This window comes from Candidatus Sororendozoicomonas aggregata, assembly GCF_031528575.1.
Classification (GTDB): Bacteria; Pseudomonadota; Gammaproteobacteria; order Pseudomonadales; family Endozoicomonadaceae; genus Endonucleibacter; species Endonucleibacter aggregata.
Genome location: NZ_JAVLSP010000025.1, coordinates 1 through 20,531, shown reverse-complemented (window position 1 = coordinate 20,531; position 20,531 = coordinate 1). Strand labels below are relative to the sequence as shown.

Below are 20,531 nucleotides of genomic sequence, written 5' to 3'. Positions count from 1 at the left end.
TACTGTGAGATTGGTAATAGGGTGAAACCGGGCGGCTACCTGAGTGTTCCCGGTGACGAATCTTTGGAAAGGCTGTATCTGGCAATAGTAAAGCTGCTCCAGCCTTCAATACGGTCTAATGTCATGCCCACCTGTTTCATAATACCTTGGGTAACCAGGTTATCGGGGCTGGTAAAAGAAATGATCTTATCAAATCCCAGGGTTTCAAAACCCACTTTAGCCAACGCTTCAATGGCTTCAATGACCAGCCCTTTGCCTCGAAAATCCGGCAGAAAGCGCCAACTGATTTCCACATCGTGGTGATAGGGAGCAAAACCACAATAGCCAATAAATTCATTGGTTTCTTTATAAACCACAGCCCACCTTGACCACCCATGAGCATCCTGCTCCAGCTGATATCGCCATAAATCTGTTTCAGCACGACTATCAGGCCCCTGCTCACTGTAACGTGTTGACTCAATCGAATCCCCCAAAAGTTCTGCGTAATCAGGGAGGTCAGATTCCTGCCAGGTGCGTATGATTAAGTGAGGCGTTTCCGCCACAATTCGCATAATATTGACTCGTTAATTACTGTTATCAACACTTGTTCGACATTTACGCTATCAAATAGTTCGCCGCAATACCAATAAAAGCCGTTCCTGCATATCGCGCTGTTCAATAAAAGCTATTTTTTTTCCTGTTTGGTTTTTGGTGACGGATGATTCGGATAGGCATCAGGCGTTACAAACACTCGCGTAGTGAAGACTAAATCATCATAAGGTGGATTATTGAATGTCATTTCCACAAAGGATGCCTGCCACCCCTTTTTAGGCGTGGACAGCGTTACATTAGCAGTCCAGGTTGTCTTGCCAGTGAATAACACCGAACTGGCCCTGAAAGGAGAAACGCCCACATTATCATCGACTTTTCTGAAGTCCCTTGATACAGGGTTTACCGCCTGCCAAAGCTGAGCTGCTTTAGGCTTTATGGAGCTTTCAACAACCAGCTTGCCCTTGGCGTATTGCCATTGGATGTCAGGTAAAGGATTCCCGTCAATAAAGGCACCATAAAAGGACTCTACTATGCTATTGGTCTGTGGGCCGTTATTCCAGAAAATGTAATGGTTCTGGTTAGGTAGTGCCCGCATCCACTTTCTGCCAGGCAAATCCGAAAAGAAAAACTGTGTGGTATCAGATGGCACAAAGTTATCGCCCGATGCTGTGACAGAGAATGTCGGCAGCGTAAGTGACTTTCTGTACTGATAAGGGTCAACCTCCTTAAAGAGCTTGTTCATAGCCGGTTGACCTATCATGGGTCTCAGGGGCATATAGGCTGCGATAGCGGGGTTACCTTGTTGGTAGACGTTAAAGAGATGATCAACCATCGCTGGCAGGTTCATAAAATCCGCGACCAGGGGAATAGCGGCTGAGACGCGATTATCCAGCGCCGCAACAATCCAGGTTGTCCATCCACGCTTGGACGCACCACTGACTACAAAGTGTTCAAGTTTGAAAGGATGCTTCAGTTGTTGTGTAAAACTCTCGGTGGCATTCATGGCGCTGATAACAGATTTTACCATGGGGAACCGCAGTGGCCATTCACCATTTTTATCGGGGTCCAGCATAAACCGGGCCCATGTATAAGCAATCAACGCATCTTCTTTCAAGGGTTTGCTATCGCTAAATGTCAGGTACTGATTGGGAATATCCTTAAGGTCAATGGCAACGGATTGGGTTTTTGCCGCAATACGCGCGAAAGACAACCCATCTGACCTGGCCCCTTCAGCAACCTTTGGCGGCGTATAAAGCGTACCGTTGTCAATAAAAAACAAGGCGGTATCTTTCGTGACCTTTTCCGGCACATATAAGGTCAGCCGGTGCTTCCAGACGGGGTGATCGACGGTCACTTTTTTATCATGGGGCCAACGCAAAGAGGTAAGCTCGAGGCTGTAGCGGGTGATGGTGTGTGATTTTTTATCAATAACCACCTGTTCAGTTGTGGTATTTTTTAATGTCCACTGATAATCAGGCTCAGGCTTTTTTATATAACAGGCAAGGGCATCACTCGCCGCATCAGACGCCTTGGCAGCATTACAAGCCGGCTGCTCCCTTAAATAGCTCGGTTGTTGCGCAATAGCTTTGCCACTGTCTGCTAGCGCGTGGCTCCAAAGTGGTAACACGATCAATAAAAACAACAAGGGATGGCGCATGAGAAACACCTGTATTTCAACTGTTTTTTCTATTACATTTATACGGTCTTCATTGAAAGTAGCCGAATTTTGCGGCAACAGCACGCGTGTTTATCACCAGGGCGCGTGCTGGCATAACCCTGTGGGATTAACGGGAGTGATAAATAGCAGAAAAAGGCCGACTCAAGGCCGGACCAACGAGGAGCCTGACCGAGAATAGCGCCCGTAGCGAGGATTACGAGAAATTGAGGATAAAAATTTCTGCTTATGAGGATAATAGTGGGGCTATTTGACGAAGAAGCAGGAATTTTTAGACCAATTTATCGCAACCGCAGTAGGGTAGTCTATTCTCGGACAGGCTCCTAGGAGCCTGTCGGGCTTAAGCTTTCGAGCATGAAATTCAGTAGGGCGAGTCAGATTTTTCGATGGATTTGTGCGAATAGTTGACCTATTTAAGCAAATTGATCGGAAATTCTGGCCGCATTTTCTCGCGCTTTCTCGCGCTTTCTCGCGCTTTCTCGCACTTTCTGGATTTCAGGCCGAAATTGCCTTAAGTCCAACAGGCTCGTAGAACCGTCCGCAGTATTGGTACTGAGTTTTTTTGATTTAACTCAGAGGAAAAATGCCATGAATAAACCCCCTGCCTGCAAAAGAATCTTCAGTCTGTCTTATAGGAGGCACAATAATACAACAAAGGTTGAAGGAGGCATCTTTAGATATGTGGGGGCAATTGAAGATGGGGAACGTCTATTTTCAGGTTTTGTTTTTCGAGGCGATAAAAGAAGGCCTGAGCTTATCTTCCGTGAAGGGTTTATTCCTACTGGCGTATTTGAGCATTCCACTTCCCTTGATGATCGCATGGATCGATTAACAGGGAGAAAGCGCGACGGCTTTACATTTAATCATGGCGTTTCCACATCGGTTTCTAGCAGAATTGCACAATTTTACGTGCAATTTGATAATCCCACTGCAGGTTATGATACCATGCCCTCTGGGCTTGGGAGTGTCACCTCTTGGTGGGCTTTTGATGGCTATATTTATTTAATTGATGCAAGGGATATGGCTGGCTATGCTATCGGCGTACCAGAAACTTATCAAAATGAGCCGTTGCTGAAGGGGAGGCAGCAGCAGTTTTTGAAAGAGACTTATGAGGTAAATTTCATCCATGCCATCCCCAATACCTCCATTGTCGGTGCCGTCTGGTCCGATAACTTTGTTATGGATAGACACTGCCGTCGTTCACGGGAGTGGATGGGTAAATCCGGTTTTGAGCTTATGCTTGGTGAAAATCCTCAATATAATGGGGACACGGAAAGTGTGGCTAAACTCTTCAAATAGCCAGAGGCAGGCAGTTTCCACTGTTTGCCCCGGGGAATACCGTCAATAGTCACAACAAACGATGACCCAGGAGCCTGTATTGCAACTTTTCTGAACAGCGGTGTTGTCCTGTACCCTGTTCAATGCCAGAGAAAATACCATGGATAACCTGGAGATTTTTCCACGATTATTTCTATTGTCAAATTACGCAAAGCACAATAATACAAACCTGATCAGGGGTTCGTGCTGTAAAAGACTGCTTCAAGGTGAAGACGGGGAGCGTATTTTTTCAGGTTTTGTTTTTCGTGGTGATAGCAGGCGTCCTGAAATTATCTTTGAGCAAGGATTTATTCCCAGAGGAAGATTTTATGATGATATTTCTATTGATCATCGCATGGATCGAATGACAGGGGCTCTCAACGGTGGGTTTACCTTCGCTGCCGGGGTTTCCACAAGCCTGTCTACCCGAATCGCACAATATTACGTAAAACTTAATACGCTTAATACTGACAATATCAAATATTTCAATCCTCTCTCTGGCTCTGGCCCAGGCTGGTGTGCATTTGCTGGTTATATCTATTTAATTGACGCAAGGGACATGGCTGGCTACGCTATCGGCGTGCCAGAAGCCTATCGAAACCACCCGTTGCTCCTTGGGCAGGAGCAGGCGTTTTTACACGAGATTTATGAGGTTAATTTCATCCATGCCATCCCCAATACATCCATTGTCGGTATTGTCTGGTCGGATAAACATGTAGGTGATGACTACCGTTGGTCAGAAGAATGGATGGGTCAATCCGGTATCGAACTTATCCTCGGTGAAAACCCTGAATATAATGGGAACGCAGCCAAAGTGGCTAAACTCTTTAACGAGCGAAACGTGGACAGTTATTAGGATTAATTTCTAAGGCAACGGCAATAATCAGTGATGCTTTTTAGCGTACTTGTAAGAAGGACTGCTCTGGGGCATAAATAATGGCTAATCCTAAATTAATCAGTTGAAATCAGCACCTTTGTTAAAGTCCATACGAGCGTAGGTTTATAACCATTTTGCACACTCACCCAAAAGGGGTGTTATAAAAATGCGCAAGCCCAACTGTCACAAGGAATAGAAGGAGTTTACAAAATTCAACTACGGAATTTAGGCTAATAGATAATGAGGATTCATCTCATGCAATCTGCAATGAGCAAAATCTCAACGGTTATGTTCTTGGGGTTCGTGTTGTCGTTAGGCGCTGATTTATTGCTCGTAGCCGGAGAATTGATTTTTCTCAATGAACAACCCGTTAGCACATTCATGGTAACTGATCATGGTTTCAATGAGTTCTGGTAAACTGCCATCAGCGCGGTTTCTCAGACGACACATAGAACTTTTTTACATCGAAAAGCTTCCCTGTAAAGTTTTATGATCACCTTATTGACAGCCTCCTCGTCGTTTAGAGGGTGTCGCGAAACGCTTAATTTTCTCCGTCGTCATCCCGTACAGGGATTGTAAGGGCTCTATGCCACAAGGACGTGAATCACTAAACCCGCATGATACGTGCGGTTAGAGTGCCTTCCATAGAGCGTGGTTCCTGTACATTCCCTGTACAGGATGACGGTGCGGAGTGTATTTCAGCGTTTCGCGACACCTTCTTTAAGGCGAGGAGGCTGTCAACCCTTCAACAAGTAATGGCTACAGTTGTTTTACAATACTTTCAACGCTGTCCCTTGCATCACCAAACAACATAGACGTATTCTCTTTGAAAAATAACGGATTTTGTACGCCAGCATAACCTGTGGCCATTGAGCGTTTGAAAACAATAACATTTTTGGCATTCCAGACTTTTAACACAGGCATGCCAGAAATAGGACTCGAAGGATCTTCTGCCGCCGCAGGATTCACTGTGTCATTAGCACCAATGACCAGTACTGCATCGGTATCAGAAAAGTCGTCATTGATGTCCTCCATCTCTTCCACGATATCGTAGGGCACTTTTGCTTCAGCCAATAGCACATTCATATGCCCCGGTAAACGACCGGCTACCGGATGAATGCCAAAACGTACCTTGATCTTGCGTTGACTGAGTTCCGTCATCAGGCTGTGAACCGCGTGTTGTGCCTGCGCGACGGCCATACCATACCCTGGTGTAATAATAACACTTGAGGCTTGCTTCAAAAGTTGGGCCACCGCTTCTCCACTGGATTCAGTGTACTCGCCTTCAACATCGGCGCCGCTGTGGGTGCTGCCCTCATTCCCAAAACCACCTAGAATGACGGAAACGAAAGACCGATTCATGGCTTTGCACATCAGGTACGATAAAATGGCACCTGAAGAGCCGACCATGGCACCTGTGATAATGAGCAGGTTATTGTCCAGCGTAAACCCTGTCGCGGCAGCAGCCAGGCCGGAATAAGCATTTAGCATTGATACGACAACGGGCATATCAGCGCCGCCAATGCCCAGCACCAGGAATGTACCAAAGCCCAAGGCAAACAAGGTGACCAGTACCAGTGCAAAAAGACTGTGTTGCTGGACGTAGACAACCCCTGGCAATACAGCGAGCACCAACAATGCCAGATTTGCCCAGTGACGTCCTTTCATGGACAGCGCCTGGCTGGGAATCAGGGCATGCAATTTACCCGCCGCCACGGCTGAGCCACTAAACGTCACAGCCCCGATAATAACGCCAAGAACCACCTCAACACTGTGAATGGTTTGATCCACCGCAGGCACAAACTCGCTAAGTTTTGTGGCAAGGGCATTTTCTTCAGTAATCGCGCTGGAAAACCCAATAAACACCGCGGCAAGACCACCAAGACCATTCAGTACCGCTACCATTTGCGGCATCTCGGTCATTTCTACTTTCATGGCGAGGTATAGCCCAATACCTGTACCAAGCATCATGGTCAGTGTTATCAGGGTAAAGCCTTCCAGCTGAGCATGGATGAGCGTGGCTATAACCGCAATCACCATACCCACAATACCATACAGGTTACCGCCTTTTGCCGTTTCAGGTTTACTGAGTCCGGCAAGCCCCTGGATAAACATTATCGTAGCCACCAGATAGGCAGCCATTAATAATCCTTGTGACATAGCGCAACTCCCCTACTTGCCCAGATGAAACATTTTCAGCATTCGCTGTGTCACAGCAAACCCACCGACGATATTGATCATCGCCACCACCACCGCAATACCGGACAGAGTCAGCACCCACGCATTGTCAGTGCCGATTTGCATTAATGCGCCGACAACGACGATACCACTGATCGCATTGGTGACACTCATCAAGGGGGTGTGCAGCGCGGAGGTGACATTCCATATCACGTAGTAACCAACAATAGAGGCCAGCATAAAGACGGTAAGGTGCTCAAGCAGACTGCCTGGCGCGGCATTTGCCACCCAGCCGAACAGGCAGGCACCGACTGTTATCAATGCAGGTTTAACCCAGGGTTTACGGGGTGTTGGCGCTTGTTTAGTTTCAGCCGGTTTTTCCGGTTTACTCACGGGGGGGGCACTTACTTTTACGGGGGGAGGTGGCCAGGTAATGCTGCCTTCACGCATCACTGTCAGTCCGCGAATCACCTCATCGTCAAAATCAATGGTCAGCGTACCGTCTTTTTCCGGGCACATCAGCTTTACCATATTCAGCAGGTTGGTGCCGTATAACTGACTGGACTGTGCTGGCAGGCGACTGGGCAAATCACTGTACCCGATGATTTTCACGCCATGGTGTGTCACCACCTTTCCTTCTTCGGTGAGGACACAGTTTCCGCCGGTTTGTGCTGCCAGATCCACGATCACACTGCCAGATTTCATGGCTTTAACCATGTCTTCGGTAATCAGCCTGGGGGCCGGTTTTCCGGGTATCAGCGCGGTGGTAATAATGATATCCACTTCTTTGGCCTGTTGGAGGAACAGCGCCATTTCAGCATCAATAAATGCCTGGCTCATCTCCTTGGCATAGCCGTCACTGGCGCTGCCATCCTCTTCAAAGTCCAGCTCGAGAAACGTTGCCCCCATACTTTCCACTTGCTCTTTTACCTCAGGGCGCGTATCAAAAGCGCGAACAATCGCGCCCAGACTGCCTGCGGCACCCACCGCCGCAAGACCGGCAACACCTGCGCCGATAACCATCACCTTAGCGGGTGGAATTTTACCGGCAGCGGTAATCTGTCCATTGAAAAAACGACCAAACTCATGGGAGGCTTCAACAACCGCACGATAACCACTAATGTTTGCCATTGAACTCAACGCGTCCAATGGCTGAGCCCGTGACAGTCTCGGCACGCAATCCATGGAGAGAACATTGACATTTTTCCGGGAGAGCTTTTCCAGCAATGCTTCATTTTGTGCCGGCCAGATAAAACCAGCCAGGGTAGCCCCTTCTTTTAACTCAGCAATCTCAGCATCAGTGGGCGGGTTTACTTTGAGAACAATATCAGCACGCAATGCGTCTTTGTGATTAGCAATGATTTGAGCCCCGGCGGCTTCATACTGAACGTCTTCAAAGCTGGCGCTGGTTCCGGCGCCACTTTCAATAGTGACATCAAAACCGAGTTTTATCAGCCTGCCCACTGTGTCAGGAGTTGCTGCCACTCGGTTTTCATTCGCCTGGATTTCTCCAGGAATTCCTATACGCATACTCAATTACCCGGTTACTGAACACACTGAGGCGTCTTCCAGAAGCCTGTGATTACAAAGCTGCAAACAAAGGTCATCCGATCCTTTCACCCTGATAAGGGGTTTGGTTGTTTTCTGTTTTTATACGATAAACGAACATTACTTATCGAAAAGCGTTCTAACATGACTGTCAAGCCAATAAATACCTATAAGAAATAGCCCATAGCACCTGTCTGGTCAGCCTGTAGGAGACAAAAACACGAAAACGCCAGCCACGGATATAGTATGGTATTTTCAGTAAAAGTTGTAATTAAGCGAGACTATTGGCCTGATTAAGGCTTTCGACACACTCTTAATTAATAGGAGCCTGACCGAGAATAGACCACCCTACCGCGATTGCGATAAATTGGTCTAAAAATTCCTGCTTCTTCGTCAAATAGCCCCGCTATTCTCCTCAGAAGCAGAAATTTTTATCCTCAATTTCTCGTAATCCTCGCTACGGGCGCTATTCTCGGTCAGGCTCCTAGCACCTCTTTCCTGATCCTCCCAACGCGCAGGTTTTTCAGGGAACGTCTCACGCTTATTGACAACGCTGCGCGGAAAATACCAAAGCGTCACAACTCTTGTTTTGTGGGCAACATGATATTGGCAAAGATCAGCCCTGCCACCAATGACATAAATACCAGAAATGTATTGGTGCCCAGATTAGGGTCACTGACGATGGAGTAACCTGTAATTAAACCGTTGAGCCCCATGTAGGTTTTGCTGCCAGGCACAAGCACGACAATACCTTGCAGCAATACAACGGTAGCGGGTGATTTTTTCCAGATGGCATACAGATTCCCGTACAAGCCAACAGCCAGCGCACCAATAAAATAGCCAAGCGCATCGCCCAGTAACATAATGCCAGCGATTCCCGTGGCGTAAGCCAGAAAGCCAGAACCAACGCCCCAGACAACATCTTTATAACGGACGTTAAACACGGCTCCCAAAGAGGTAGACAATATCAGTACAGCGACCCAGGCAGACCAGCCAGGCAGGACGTTAGCATCAGGTATGTCGGCTTCCCCCCACAGTTTGCTACCCAGGGCAATCCCGAGCATGGCGCCAAAGTACAGTTTGAACAGCAACATGACAGCATCCATCAACCGGGCAGTACCAGAAATCAACTCCCTGGCGGCCAGTTCATTCAAGCCTAATGTAATGGAAAGCCCGGGGATAAAAATAATAATACTGGACAGTACGGCGAGGGGGACATGAATGGCGGGTTCAATAGCGTGAGCGCCAATGGCAATAAGACCATTAACACAAGCCACCAGAGGTTCAAGGCCAAGGGTCATCCGTGGATAGAATTGTGAGCAGTACACAAACAAATAACAAACAATCCCCAGACCTGTGGCAAACACAATATTCAACCAGTCCGTCCCAATCAGCATGGCAAATGCGCCACTGCTCACCCCGAAGGCACCCAGAGATAATACACTGGAATACAACGGTGGGCTGGCTTCTATTTCATTCAGCCGGATATGGGCCTGAACTACCGTTATTTCTTCAGCAATGAGTTGTTCGATGACATCATTCACATCAGCCAGTTTGCCAAGGTCAATATCCCCTGGTTTTACCCGGGAAACGTGGGTATGTTCCAGCTGTTTATCCAATGAGGAAAATACAAAGGTCAGGGTAGTCGGTGTGACCAGAAAGGAACCTGTTATGCCCTGACTATGGGATATTCTGTTTAAGTGGGCTTCCAGCCGATAAGCCTCGATACCAAAAGCATGGAGTGCTGTGCCGAGTTTTATAATAAACTGGTATTTGGCCTTAAAGCCTGCCAGGGTGATAGTTGTATGCTCTTCCCGATCAGCCATTGATAACATCCCATAGCTCGACATTTCGCATATATCCTGTTAACTCGACAAATAAAAAGCGCATACTATGTGGGATGCTAGGAGCCTGACCGAGAATAGACTACCCTACTGCGGTTGCGATAAATTGGTCTAAAAATTCCTGCTTCTTCGTCAAATAGCCCCGCTATTCTCCTCAGAAGCAGAAATTTTTATCCTCAATTTCTCGTAATCCTCGCTACGGGCGCTATTCTCGGTCAGGCTCCTAGCGTGGAAGAAAAACGTCAGTTGCCCGGTTAGCGTCAGTAATAAACAAATGTAAAATTTTTTAAATAAAACCGCTGCCCTGTCTTTGCGCTGCCAGCATTCTATTTATTGAAATTTAAAAAAGCACAGCCTCTGAGAGAAAACAATCACTCACCTGCTTTCTGTGCCCAGCTTGAGCAACGTCTGCCACACTGGCAAACCCGAAAGCTCAAGCTGAAAACACTGCACCACTGTTTATAAACATAAATTTAACGGGAAGCCGCTTGCTCTAGCATGGCCACTGCCGGCAGTTTTTTTCCCTCTACAAACTCCAGGAAAGCCCCACCACCGGTTGAGATGTAAGACACTTTGCCTTTAATGCCGTACTTATCAATAGCAGCCAGCGTATCACCGCCGCCAGCAATAGAAAATGCGGATGACTCGGCAATGGCTTTTGACAGGGAGCGAGTACCTTCACCAAACTGGTCAAATTCAAACACGCCAACCGGGCCATTCCAAAGAATAGTTTTTGCGCTTTTAAGCAGTTGAGCAAACTGTTTTTGTGTCTCTGGCCCAATGTCAAAAATCATGTCATCATCGGCAACATCATCAACAGATTTAATCATTGCCGGTTCGTTTTCATCGAACCGCTTACCACAGACAACGTCTATCGGAAGTGGAACATGGGTTTTTTCCATCAAGGCTTTGGCTTGTGGGATCAGGTCTTGTTCATAAAGGGAATTACCGACGTTTTTGCCGGCAGCCGCCAAAAACGTATTGGCAATCCCTCCACCAACAATCAGTTGGTCACAGATAGCAGAAAGTGACTCCAGAACCGTCAGCTTTGTAGAAACTTTTGAGCCACCGACAATGGCTGTCATTGGCTTTTGGGGATTATCCAGCGCCTTGCCCAGCGCCTCCAGCTCGCCCCAAAGCAAAGGACCAGCGCAGGCAACAGGCGCGTATTTTCCTACCCCGTGCGTTGAGGCTTGTGCCCGGTGGGCCGTGCCAAAGGCATCCATAACATAAACGTCACACAAAGCGGCCATTTTTTGCGCAAGGGTGGCATCATCTTTTTTTTCGCCCGCGTTAAAGCGGACATTTTCAAGAATAATGACTTCACCCGCATCAACATCAAAGCCTTCGTCAACCCAGTTCTGGATAAGCCGGACAGGTTGACCGAGCTTATCACTGATATAGGCCGCAACGGGTTTCAGGGAAAATTGTGGATCGTACTGGCCTTCCGTTGGCCGCCCCAGATGAGATGTAACCATAACCCTGGCACCAGCGGCGATGGCCTGTTTAATGGTGGGCAATGCGGCAACGACGCGGGCATCACTGGCGACATTGCCGTCTTTTATGGGAACATTGAGGTCTTCACGAATAAGAACACGCTTGCCGGAAAGATCCAGCCCGTTCATCTTCAGTACGTTCATGAGAACTCCTTTTAAGGGCCTAGGCTAATACGTTGCTTACATAGCCCGCAAGTAAATGTGGCAGGACGATAGCATAAACCCGTAGAAACTGAAATCAGCAAATGCTTTCGGCCATTGTCTTGCCGGTTCATTCTGGCAAGCACCAGGTCTGTCCAAAAGGTATTTATTCCTTGAATTTTAATGTCTAATGTAGTAAAAAAGCACGCTGACGGAGAATGGAACAGGCTATTTTTTATAGCGTCTATTATTAATATTTTAAAATTGCTCCTGAGATTATAATGATATTTTTCATGATGCTTTTCATGATGGCTTTCATTATATTCGCATATTATTTTCATGGAATTAACTAACCATGCCAATGCTTCGCTCGGTCTTTCTGGTCCAGGCTATCATCGTTATTGCTGTCAGTACATTAATAACCGGTTGTGCCAACATCTCACAGCCAGCACCCCAGTATGACCCTGATAAAACTCACCGGTTTACCATTGTTCATACCAATGACCACCACGGTCGCTTTTGGCGCAATAACAAAAACGAGTGGGGTATGGCCGCGCGTAAAACTCTGGTAGATGCTATCCGTGACGAGGTTCAATCAAAAGGCGGTCATGTGCTTTTATTATCAGGTGGGGATATCAATACTGGTGTACCTGAGTCCGATATACAAAAAGCCGTTCCTGATTTTAAGGGCATGAACCTGTTAGGTTACGATGCCATGGCTGTGGGCAACCATGAATTTGATAATCCGCTTAAAACGATTCGTATGCAGCAAAGCGTCGCTAACTTTCCTTTCCTTTCTGCCAATATTTACGCGCAAGACAGTGGCAAACGATTGTTTGATGCTTTTAAGCTCTTTAATTTCGAGGGTGTCCGTGTTGCCGTCATGGGCTTAACCACAGAGGATACGGTTAAATTCGTCAGTGCGGAAAATAGAAATAACGTGGATTTTCGCTCCCCCATTGAGGAAGCAAAAAAGCTGGTGCCTGAATTAAAAGCACAATCGGATATTCTTATCGCCACGACTCATATGGGTCACTATGCCAACGGTCTTCATAAAATCAATGCGCCGGGGGATGTGACACTGGCCCGCAAGGTCAGTGGCATTGATCTGATTGTCGGTGGGCACTCACAGAGTTTGTTGTCTAAACCTGATCGCCAAAATGGCACCTGGATTGTACAAGCACAAGACTGGGGACGTTATGTTGGGCGTGCTGATTTTGAATTCAAAGGAGGCGAGTTAACGCTGGTTGATTATCGATTGATTCCTGTAAACCATGCAGGCAGTAAGGTCACTTTGGCTGAAAACCGGGAAATGCTGGCATTGCTGTCGCCTTTTCGGGAGAAAGGCAAGAAATTGCTTGGGCAAAAAATTGGCCATGTGGATCAGCATTTACAAGGTGAACGTTCAGTCGTTCGTTTTGGCTATACTAATCTCGGCGTTTTGATGGCTAAAGCCCAGCAGGAGCGAGTGAGTGCTGATTTTGGTGTCATCAATTCCGGTGGTATTCGAGCCAGTATTGCGCCAGGTGACATTACCTACCGTGATGTGCTGATGGTGCAGCCATTTGGAAACAATGTGGGTTATATCGATTTAACGGGTAAAGAAGTGATAAATTATTTGAAGACTGTCGCTTTAATGCCCACAAACACTGGCGCGTTTGCCCATTTTTCAGACATTACCATGACCATCACAGGTGACAGCATTTCCCGTATCGCTATTAACGGCGAGCCCTTGGAGTCATCGAAAACCTATCGTATGGCTATTAATAATTTTTCAGCGGCAGGGGGTGACGGCTACCCGAATCTGGTGGAAACCGGTAATTATGTCAACACGGGGTTAGTGGATGCGGAGGTACTGAAAGCTTACATCAAGCAGCATTCGCCAATTAAGGCCAACGATTACAAGCCTGAAACAGTCACCCGATTGTAGCGTTTCATTACCACTGCGTAGAAACTGTTCATACGCTTTTATCATAACCGCGAAGAGTCCTGCACTTTGAGTGGGTGTCGCAAAAAAGTTAACTACACTTTTTTGCGCCTTTTCTGTCATTTCTGCGAAGACAGGAATCCATTCCCAGTTGTGGCATCACGACTTTGCCGGGATGACGAAAGTAGAGGTGATTGCCCATTTAAACCACTTTCGCGACACCTTTTACCATCCCCTTGCTGGCGGCGCGAAACTGCTTGAAATCTTTTAAATATAGGCGTAAAAACTGTTCACAATCCTTTATGAGTCCCAATCGCTGATAAAAGCCGCCTGTCTTGAACGCTTCTTCGTTACGCAGAACCACTACACTCTCAGAAAACTGAAAAACAGGCAGCCTTTCCCATGGGGTTCGCTTTTCGATCACCAACAACAGCTTCCATGAATCTCCGTTGTTCAGACGGGGGTGATGATAACCAGGCTGGAGATAGTGTTATGATCAAGCCTTTCGTTGTAGTTGCTATTTCATCGGTTTTATGCCCTTTGGTGAGTGCGTCTGCCACCGCTTCAATCAGGGTTACTGACGGTCATAATAAGTCAGGGTACTACGTGCAATTCAATCACGAGGCGCAAATGGCTGCGTCGATTTTCCCAACCAGGGAGAACGCTAAAATGAAAAAAGCGATATGCAGTGACCGTGTTTATGGGAAATACCTTTGCAGCCAAGCGGATTCGATTATTTATACGGTAGCAAATGCCCTCGATCAGGGAAGGTTCCCCCTGGGTTGCACGAGTGGGTTTTATGATAAACAAATGGAGGATATGCGCGTTTTTCCAGCAACGTCAAAATGGGTATGTGGTCCTTTTTAATGACGCGTTTCATACTGGCTACGACATCCGTTGAGCAGATCTTACTATAATGGAGCAGATAGTACTCTGAGTTCGTTGCCACTTGGCAGGTCGCCTGTTTTCTTCGTTACATCGCATTACCAGCGTTTCAGACAATCGAAAACAGGCCACCTTTCTTAAGGGTTTCGCTTTTCGATCATGAACAGTTTCTATGAAGCTCCGTCGTTCAGACGGGGGTGATGATAACCAGGCTGGAGATAGTGTTATGATCAAGCCTTTTGGTATTTTCACGATGTCAGTCGTTTACTATGATTACGTTGCCCGACAGCAAATAAAAAATATTCCCTCTTTTTGTCCGCGTTTCGCAATAATCTGATTTGTAGACGTGGTAACAACTTCCATCATTTACCCTTCCATAGCTTTAAGACTGTTTCCAACTAAAGCCATTTTTTTCAAACTCAAGGTGACTATTTCAATGAAACATCAACTTGTGCAACGCCTGGTCTACGTAATTTTTTATTGGCATGCTGAATCTCATTACCGGTAACACTTAGGTGTTTATCTATATCATAAATACGATTATGTTGATCCCCAGCTTCTAACAAACAAAAATTTTGTTGAGTTTCCACGCTAAAAGAATAACCATTACACTTATATGTTACAGCCATATCAGGATCATACAAATGACTCTCACAAGCCGTCCAATAACCTTTTTTGTGTGGGTGTAACTCTTCAGGAGGTTTTTGTGCCCCTCTCCATTCACCATGCTTAAGAGTAAAGTTTGTTCGTTTGCATGTATAATTGGTTTTGTTTACAAGGTATACTAGCAAACAATTCTCTGATAACGCCCCAGCGAAACTAGTGTTTGTAAGAAATATCGTGGAAATAAAAGTTGCGAAGGTCAGTAACACTCTGTTCATTTTGTTGCCCCATGACGCAATAAAATGTAACGGTTAAGACACCTGCTCTCGCAGCAGAAAACAGCGACTCATTAATGCTTTTCTCATGCAGAACGGAGGAGCTTGGCTGGATTCAAGCAATAAGGCATAAGAGAGTAAAGGGATAAGCAAACGTGATTTTGACGAAAAAAAGATAAGGAGTCTCTGGGCGGCATAGCTATGTTTTTGATAATCATACCTGACCATAGAAATCTAATCCTACGCTTTATCGCTGTGCCTACTATACAATGTGATATTAATGATTTCTACGTGGTTTTAAAAATCAAAATAGCATAAGAAAATTATTTTTAATCGAAATAAAGTGCTATGTGCAAAAATGTTACCGGGCAGACATCTAACCATCGTCATCTACTTTCATCCAGACGCCTTTCAGGTTTCAAACATTATTACTTCATCCTCATTATTGGAACCAATCAGGCTGTTCCTTAACGGGCCTCTTAAGGGAAGAAATACTCGTTTGGATTTTACATTTAATGCCGCCACTTATTTCTCATTTATTCAAGCTCAAGGCGACTTCTTCAATGAAATAACAATTTGCGCGACGCCGAATTCGTGTGCAGATTTGTCGGCATGCCGAGCCTGTTTATTGGTAACATTTAGATGTTTATCAACATTAAAAGCACTGTAGTGTTGATTTCCAGCTGCCAATAAACAAAAATTTTGCTGATTTCTCACGGAAAAAGAGTGACCATTACAGCTGAATGTCGCAGTCATATCAGGACCATACAAAGTATCCTGACACGCCTTCCAAACACGGTCTGTATAGGGACGTATCATTGCAGGAGGTTCCAGTCCATCAACCCATTGACCATGCTTAAGAGAAAAATCTGTTCGTTTACATGTATAGTTGGTTTTGTTTAGAATCTCTACTCGCAAACATCCCTCCTCTTTTGATTTATCAGCATAACTGGAACTTGTAAGAAATACCGTGGAAATAAACATTGCAATGGTCAGTAATAAGCCGTTCATTTTGGTTACCTCATGACGCAACAAAATTTTAACCGTTAAGCCCCCCTCTCTGGCCGCAGATAACAGCGACTCATTACTGATCATCTGACGGATTGTACAGAATAACGTTTGTATTACACTGACAGTGGCGCCCGAACTCAAAGCATAAGGGAGTTAACAAAGCAATGCTCAGTACACTGGATTTTATAGTTAATGCCATCAATCAGTTCCTATTTATTCAAGCTCAAGGTGACTTCTTCAATGAAATAATAACTTGTGCAATTCCGATTTTATGTGAAACCTCGTTAGCATGTTGGGTTTGTTTATTAGTAACGTTTAGATGTTTATCGATATTATAAACACGGCAGTGTTGATTCCCAGCTTTTACGAAAAGAAGGTTTTGTTGATTTTTTACGCTAAAAAAATAGCCATTACACTCATAGGTTGCCGTCACATTAGGACCATAAAATTCAGTCTGGCACGCCGTCCAATACTCTCCTCTTTGTGGGTGTATCGCTATTGGCGGTGTTTTTCCGTCAGTCCAGCTACCATGCTTAAGAGCAAAGTCTTTTCGATTGCATGTATAATTGGTTTTGTTTAGAACGTTTACTTGTAAGCATTCCTCTGGTGCTGAACCAGCAAAACTAGCGCTTATAAGAAATGTCGTGGAAATAAAAGTTGCAAGGGTCAGTAATACTCTATTCATTTTGGTTACCTCATGACGCAATAAAATTGTAACCGTTAAGATGCCAGGAGCCTGTCGGGCTTAAGCTTTCGAGTATGAAATTCTGGCCGCGCTTTCTGGATTTCAGGCCGAAATTGCCTTAAGTCCGACAGGCTCCTAGCACCAGAAAAAAGCAGCTCGTTAGTGACAGTCTAACAGATTATATAGAATAACGCTTATACCACGCTGAGAGTGGTGATCGAACTCAAGGTATAAGGGAGTTAACAAAGCAATACTCGTTACATCGGGTTTTATAGTTAATGCCATCAACTAGTGCGAACAAGCGTTAATATACATACAAGCATCACTTTGGTCACTCCTGCGAAGGTAGGAGTCCATTTTCTGGTAGATTCAGATTCCCGCCTTTGCGGGAATGACGACTGTATGGGTATTAGCGCTTAACAGTACCAGGAGCCTGTCCGAGAATAGACTGCCCTGCTGCGGTTGCGATAAATTGGTCTAAAAATTCCTGCTTCTTCGTCAAGTCGCCCCGCTATTCTCCTCAGAAGCAGAAATTTTTATCCTCAATTTCTCGCAATCCTCGCTACGGGGGCTGTTCTCGGATAGGCTCCTAGTTCCCATTTATTCAGCTCAAGGTGACTTTTTCAATGAAATAGTAATTTCTGCAATACCAGGTTTTTGGTTATGAAAAGCGGCATGTTGAGTCTGTTTATTGGTAACATTTAGATGTTTATCGACATCATAAGCGCTGTAACGTTGATTTCCAGTTTTCAAAAAACAAAAATTTTGTTGATTTCTCACGCTAAAAGAATAGCCATTACACTCATATGTTGCCCTCATATCAGGGCCATAAAAATCATCCTGGCATCCCATCCAATAATCTCTTCCATATGGACGTAATGATATTGGAGGTTCTCTCCAAATAACCCAGTCACCATGTTTGAGAGTATGGTCTGTTCTGTTGCATGTATAACTGGTTTTGTTCAGAATATTTACTTTCAAACAGTTCTCTGGTGGTTGATCAGTAGCAAAACTCAAGCTTGTAAGAAATACCGTGGAAATAAAAATTGCAATAGTTAGTAATACGCTGTTCATTTTGGTTACCTCATGATGCAACAAAATTGTAACCGGTAAGATGCTGGCTTTGGCAGCAAAATAGCCATTTATTAATTAACATCGACTGTATTGTGTAAGGTTTACCTGTATACTGTCGTTCAATATTAACTCAATTCAAGTGATAAGGTCGCGAGTCAGCCTGATTTTATCGACAAAAAACCACCAGAAAACCTTGCTGTTTTCCCAATACTTGACCATAGGCATCTAACCGAAGGCTTTATAATTATGACTACTGTACGTTGTTGTCTTAATAATTTCTACCTGATTTTAAAACCAGAATAACATAATAAAATTATCCTTAATTCCTATAAAATTCTGGTTAATAAAAACTGTCGTTTATTTAAAGCATGATCATAGTCAGCTACTTTCATCCAAGTGCTTTACGGTATTTTAAAGATTATTGCCTGGCGCAAGTCAAATGGCTTCTGTAATCTGGTCTCTTATAAACTTCAACGAAAAAAAATGCTCAGATAACCAGCGCATAATAGGGGGTAGAGAGTCAATAGGTATTAAAAAGCGATTAGCACCGTAACCGATTTGTCGAAAGAATGAAACAGATACTCATTCTATTTGGGCATCAGACATATTTAACGAGCAATACCCGTTATATCGGTTTTTATAGTTAATGTAGTCACTTGTTTACGGTTTTATTTACGTTTAAGGTGACTTCTTCCTTCAATGAAGCAGTGACTGCCGCAATACCGGTTTTTCCACCCCATACCGCCGCATGCTGAACCTGTTTGTTTGTAACATCCAGATGTTTATCAACATTAAAAGTATTGGTATATTGATCCCCACCCTCCATATAACAATAATTTTGTTGATTTCTCACGCTAAAAGAGTAACCTCCACAGCTAAGTGTTATAGTCATATCAGGGCCATGGAAGTCACTTTGCTCCGCCGACCAAGAAATTATATTACCTGTTTTTATAGTTAAAGACTTTTTTGGCTTTCTATACCACGAACCATACTTGAGTTCATTATCTGTTATTTTGCATGTATAACCGGTCTTGTTATAGAAGTCTACTCTCAAATAATTTTGGTTGGCATGAACAAAGCCAGCATTCGTAATAAATACCATGAAAATGAAGGTTGCAAAAGCTGCTAACATATTGTTCATTCTGGTTACCCCATGCAATAAAATTCTAACCGTTAACACACCTGACCAAAGGATTTATGATAATAACCACTATACTTTTTGTTGTTAGCGTTTTCCACTTTATTTTAAAATCAAAATAGCATAAAAAAATATTATTAATTTCAATAAGCTGCTTTGTAAAAACTGTCGCGCATTAAGAAACAAGACTATTATCATCTATTTTCAAAAAGCAGGTTTATGGATCACAAGCTGTAGCACCTCAACCCCATACCCGATAGGCGCCAGATTGTTTCTCTAATCTGTAATCTGGTCTCTTATAAACTTCAACGCAAAAAAATGCTCAGATAACCAGCGCGCAATACGGGGGTTAGTTGAAAAGCGATTAGCACCGTAACTGATTTGTCGAACGAATGAAACGGATATCCATTCTATTTGGGCAGACATATTTAACGAGCAATACCCGTTACATCGGGTTTTATAGTTAATACCGTCACTTGTTTCTGGTTTCATTTAAAAGTTTAAGGTGACTTCTTCAATGAAACAATGACTGCTGCAATACCGGGTTTTCCACCCCATACCGCGGCATGCTGGGTCTGTTTGTTTGTAACATCCAGATGTTTATCGACATTAAAAGTATTGGTATATTGATCCCCACCCTTCATATAAGAATAATTTTGTTGATTTCTCACGCTAAAAGAGTAACCTCCACAGCTAAGTGTTACAGTCATATCAGGGCCATATGAACTTTGCCTCGCCGACCAAGAATAAATATAACCTGTTTTTATAGCTAAAGACTTTTTTGGCTCTCCATACCAATAACCATGCTTGAGCTTATAATCTGTTATCTTGCATGTATAACCGCTCTTGTTATAGAAGTCTACTACCAAATATTTTTCGTCGGCATGAACAAAGCCAGCATTCGTAATAAATACCATGAAAATGAAGGTTGCAAAAGCTGCTAACATATTGTTCATTCTGGTTACCCCATGCAATAAAATTCTAACCGTTAACACACCTGACCAAAGGATTTATGATAATAACCACTATACTTTTTGTTGTTAGCGTTTTCCACTTTATTTTAAAATCAAAATAGCATAAAAAAATATTATTAATTTCAATAAGCTGCTTTGTAAAAACTGTCGCGCATTAAGAAACAAGACCATTGTCATCTATTTTCAAAAAGCAGGTTTATGGATCACAAGCTGTAGTACCTCAACCCCATACCCGATAGGCGCCAGATTGTTTCTCTAATCTGTAATCTGGTCTCTTATAAACTTCAACGCAAAAAAATGCTCAGATAACCAGCGCGCAATACGGGGGTTAGTTGAAAAGCGATTAGCACCG

At 44.5% G+C, this 20,531-nt stretch carries 19 protein-coding genes; 6 read left to right on the top strand and 13 right to left on the bottom strand.

Going from position 1 to position 20,531, the window contains the following annotated elements; all coding sequences use genetic code 11:
* Positions 1-35: 35 nt before the first annotated feature.
* Complete coding sequence (locus tag V4C51_RS06950; RefSeq protein WP_330925421.1) at positions 36-551, bottom strand: GNAT family N-acetyltransferase; 516 nt, start codon at positions 549-551, stop codon at positions 36-38.
* Between the two features lie 113 nt (positions 552-664).
* Complete coding sequence (locus V4C51_RS06945) at positions 665-2,188, bottom strand: PhoPQ-activated protein PqaA family protein (RefSeq protein ID WP_330925420.1); 1,524 nt, start codon at positions 2,186-2,188, stop codon at positions 665-667.
* Between the two features lie 699 nt (positions 2,189-2,887).
* On the opposite strand from V4C51_RS06945, the gene V4C51_RS06940 reads away from it, so the two are divergent.
* The 3 genes from V4C51_RS06940 (at position 2,888) to V4C51_RS06930 (ending at position 4,817) form a co-directional block, all read left to right on the top strand.
* On the top strand, positions 2,888-3,505 hold the full coding sequence (locus V4C51_RS06940; RefSeq protein ID WP_330925419.1) for a hypothetical protein: 618 nt from the start codon (positions 2,888-2,890) through the stop codon (positions 3,503-3,505).
* A gap of 139 nt (positions 3,506-3,644) precedes the next feature.
* Positions 3,645-4,379 (top strand): hypothetical protein, encoded by a 735-nt coding sequence (locus V4C51_RS06935; protein ID WP_330925418.1) that lies wholly within the window; start codon positions 3,645-3,647, stop codon positions 4,377-4,379.
* A gap of 276 nt (positions 4,380-4,655) precedes the next feature.
* Positions 4,656-4,817, top strand: coding sequence for a hypothetical protein (locus V4C51_RS06930; protein ID WP_330925417.1), 162 nt, complete (start codon positions 4,656-4,658; stop codon positions 4,815-4,817).
* A 342-nt stretch (positions 4,818-5,159) separates the two neighbouring features.
* Here the strand turns inward: V4C51_RS06930 and pntB are convergent, their stop codons facing one another.
* From pntB to V4C51_RS06910, 4 genes are all read right to left on the bottom strand, one after another.
* Positions 5,160-6,560 carry a Re/Si-specific NAD(P)(+) transhydrogenase subunit beta gene (gene pntB / locus V4C51_RS06925; protein ID WP_330925416.1) on the bottom strand — a complete coding sequence of 467 codons (1,401 nt, stop codon included), beginning with the start codon at positions 6,558-6,560 and terminating at the stop codon, positions 5,160-5,162.
* A gap of 12 nt (positions 6,561-6,572) precedes the next feature.
* Positions 6,573-8,108, bottom strand: a complete 1,536-nt coding sequence (locus tag V4C51_RS06920) for a Re/Si-specific NAD(P)(+) transhydrogenase subunit alpha (RefSeq protein WP_330925415.1) — start codon at positions 8,106-8,108, stop codon at positions 6,573-6,575.
* A gap of 593 nt (positions 8,109-8,701) precedes the next feature.
* On the bottom strand, positions 8,702-9,976 hold the full coding sequence (locus V4C51_RS06915; protein WP_330925414.1) for a threonine/serine exporter family protein: 1,275 nt from the start codon (positions 9,974-9,976) through the stop codon (positions 8,702-8,704).
* 467 nt (positions 9,977-10,443) lie between these two features.
* Positions 10,444-11,610 carry a phosphoglycerate kinase gene (locus tag V4C51_RS06910; RefSeq protein ID WP_330925413.1) on the bottom strand — a complete coding sequence of 389 codons (1,167 nt, stop codon included), beginning with the start codon at positions 11,608-11,610 and terminating at the stop codon, positions 10,444-10,446.
* A 352-nt stretch (positions 11,611-11,962) separates the two neighbouring features.
* Here V4C51_RS06910 and ushA point away from each other — a divergent pair, with 352 nt between their 5' ends.
* Positions 11,963-13,537, top strand: a complete 1,575-nt coding sequence (gene ushA, locus V4C51_RS06905; RefSeq protein ID WP_330925412.1) for a bifunctional UDP-sugar hydrolase/5'-nucleotidase UshA — start codon at positions 11,963-11,965, stop codon at positions 13,535-13,537.
* A 199-nt stretch (positions 13,538-13,736) separates the two neighbouring features.
* On the opposite strand, the gene V4C51_RS06900 is transcribed toward ushA, so the two are convergent.
* Complete coding sequence (locus tag V4C51_RS06900) at positions 13,737-13,958, bottom strand: hypothetical protein (protein ID WP_330925411.1); 222 nt, start codon at positions 13,956-13,958, stop codon at positions 13,737-13,739.
* Between the two features lie 14 nt (positions 13,959-13,972).
* Between V4C51_RS06900 and V4C51_RS06895 the strand changes: the two genes are divergently transcribed.
* The gene (locus V4C51_RS06895; RefSeq protein ID WP_330925410.1) at positions 13,973-14,401 is read left to right on the top strand and encodes a hypothetical protein; all 429 of its coding nucleotides are present in this window, start codon (positions 13,973-13,975) and stop codon (positions 14,399-14,401) included.
* 190 nt (positions 14,402-14,591) lie between these two features.
* Positions 14,592-14,756, top strand: a complete 165-nt coding sequence (locus V4C51_RS06890) for a hypothetical protein (RefSeq protein WP_330925409.1) — start codon at positions 14,592-14,594, stop codon at positions 14,754-14,756.
* 91 nt (positions 14,757-14,847) lie between these two features.
* On the opposite strand, the gene V4C51_RS06885 is transcribed toward V4C51_RS06890, so the two are convergent.
* The 6 genes from V4C51_RS06885 to V4C51_RS06860 form a co-directional block, all read right to left on the bottom strand.
* Entirely contained in the window at positions 14,848-15,300 is a 453-nt protein-coding gene (locus V4C51_RS06885) for a hypothetical protein (protein ID WP_330925408.1), read from the bottom strand.
* A gap of 543 nt (positions 15,301-15,843) precedes the next feature.
* Positions 15,844-16,308 (bottom strand): hypothetical protein, encoded by a 465-nt coding sequence (locus V4C51_RS06880; RefSeq protein WP_330925407.1) that lies wholly within the window; start codon positions 16,306-16,308, stop codon positions 15,844-15,846.
* A gap of 223 nt (positions 16,309-16,531) precedes the next feature.
* Positions 16,532-16,993, bottom strand: coding sequence for a hypothetical protein (locus tag V4C51_RS06875; protein ID WP_330925406.1), 462 nt, complete (start codon positions 16,991-16,993; stop codon positions 16,532-16,534).
* A gap of 609 nt (positions 16,994-17,602) precedes the next feature.
* Positions 17,603-18,067: a hypothetical protein gene (locus tag V4C51_RS06870; protein ID WP_330925405.1), complete on the bottom strand. Its 465-nt coding sequence runs from the start codon at positions 18,065-18,067 to the stop codon at positions 17,603-17,605.
* A gap of 652 nt (positions 18,068-18,719) precedes the next feature.
* The gene (locus tag V4C51_RS06865) at positions 18,720-19,208 is read right to left on the bottom strand and encodes a hypothetical protein (RefSeq protein ID WP_330925404.1); all 489 of its coding nucleotides are present in this window, start codon (positions 19,206-19,208) and stop codon (positions 18,720-18,722) included.
* A 497-nt stretch (positions 19,209-19,705) separates the two neighbouring features.
* On the bottom strand, positions 19,706-20,161 hold the full coding sequence (locus V4C51_RS06860; RefSeq protein ID WP_330925403.1) for a hypothetical protein: 456 nt from the start codon (positions 20,159-20,161) through the stop codon (positions 19,706-19,708).
* Positions 20,162-20,531: the final 370 nt, after the last annotated feature.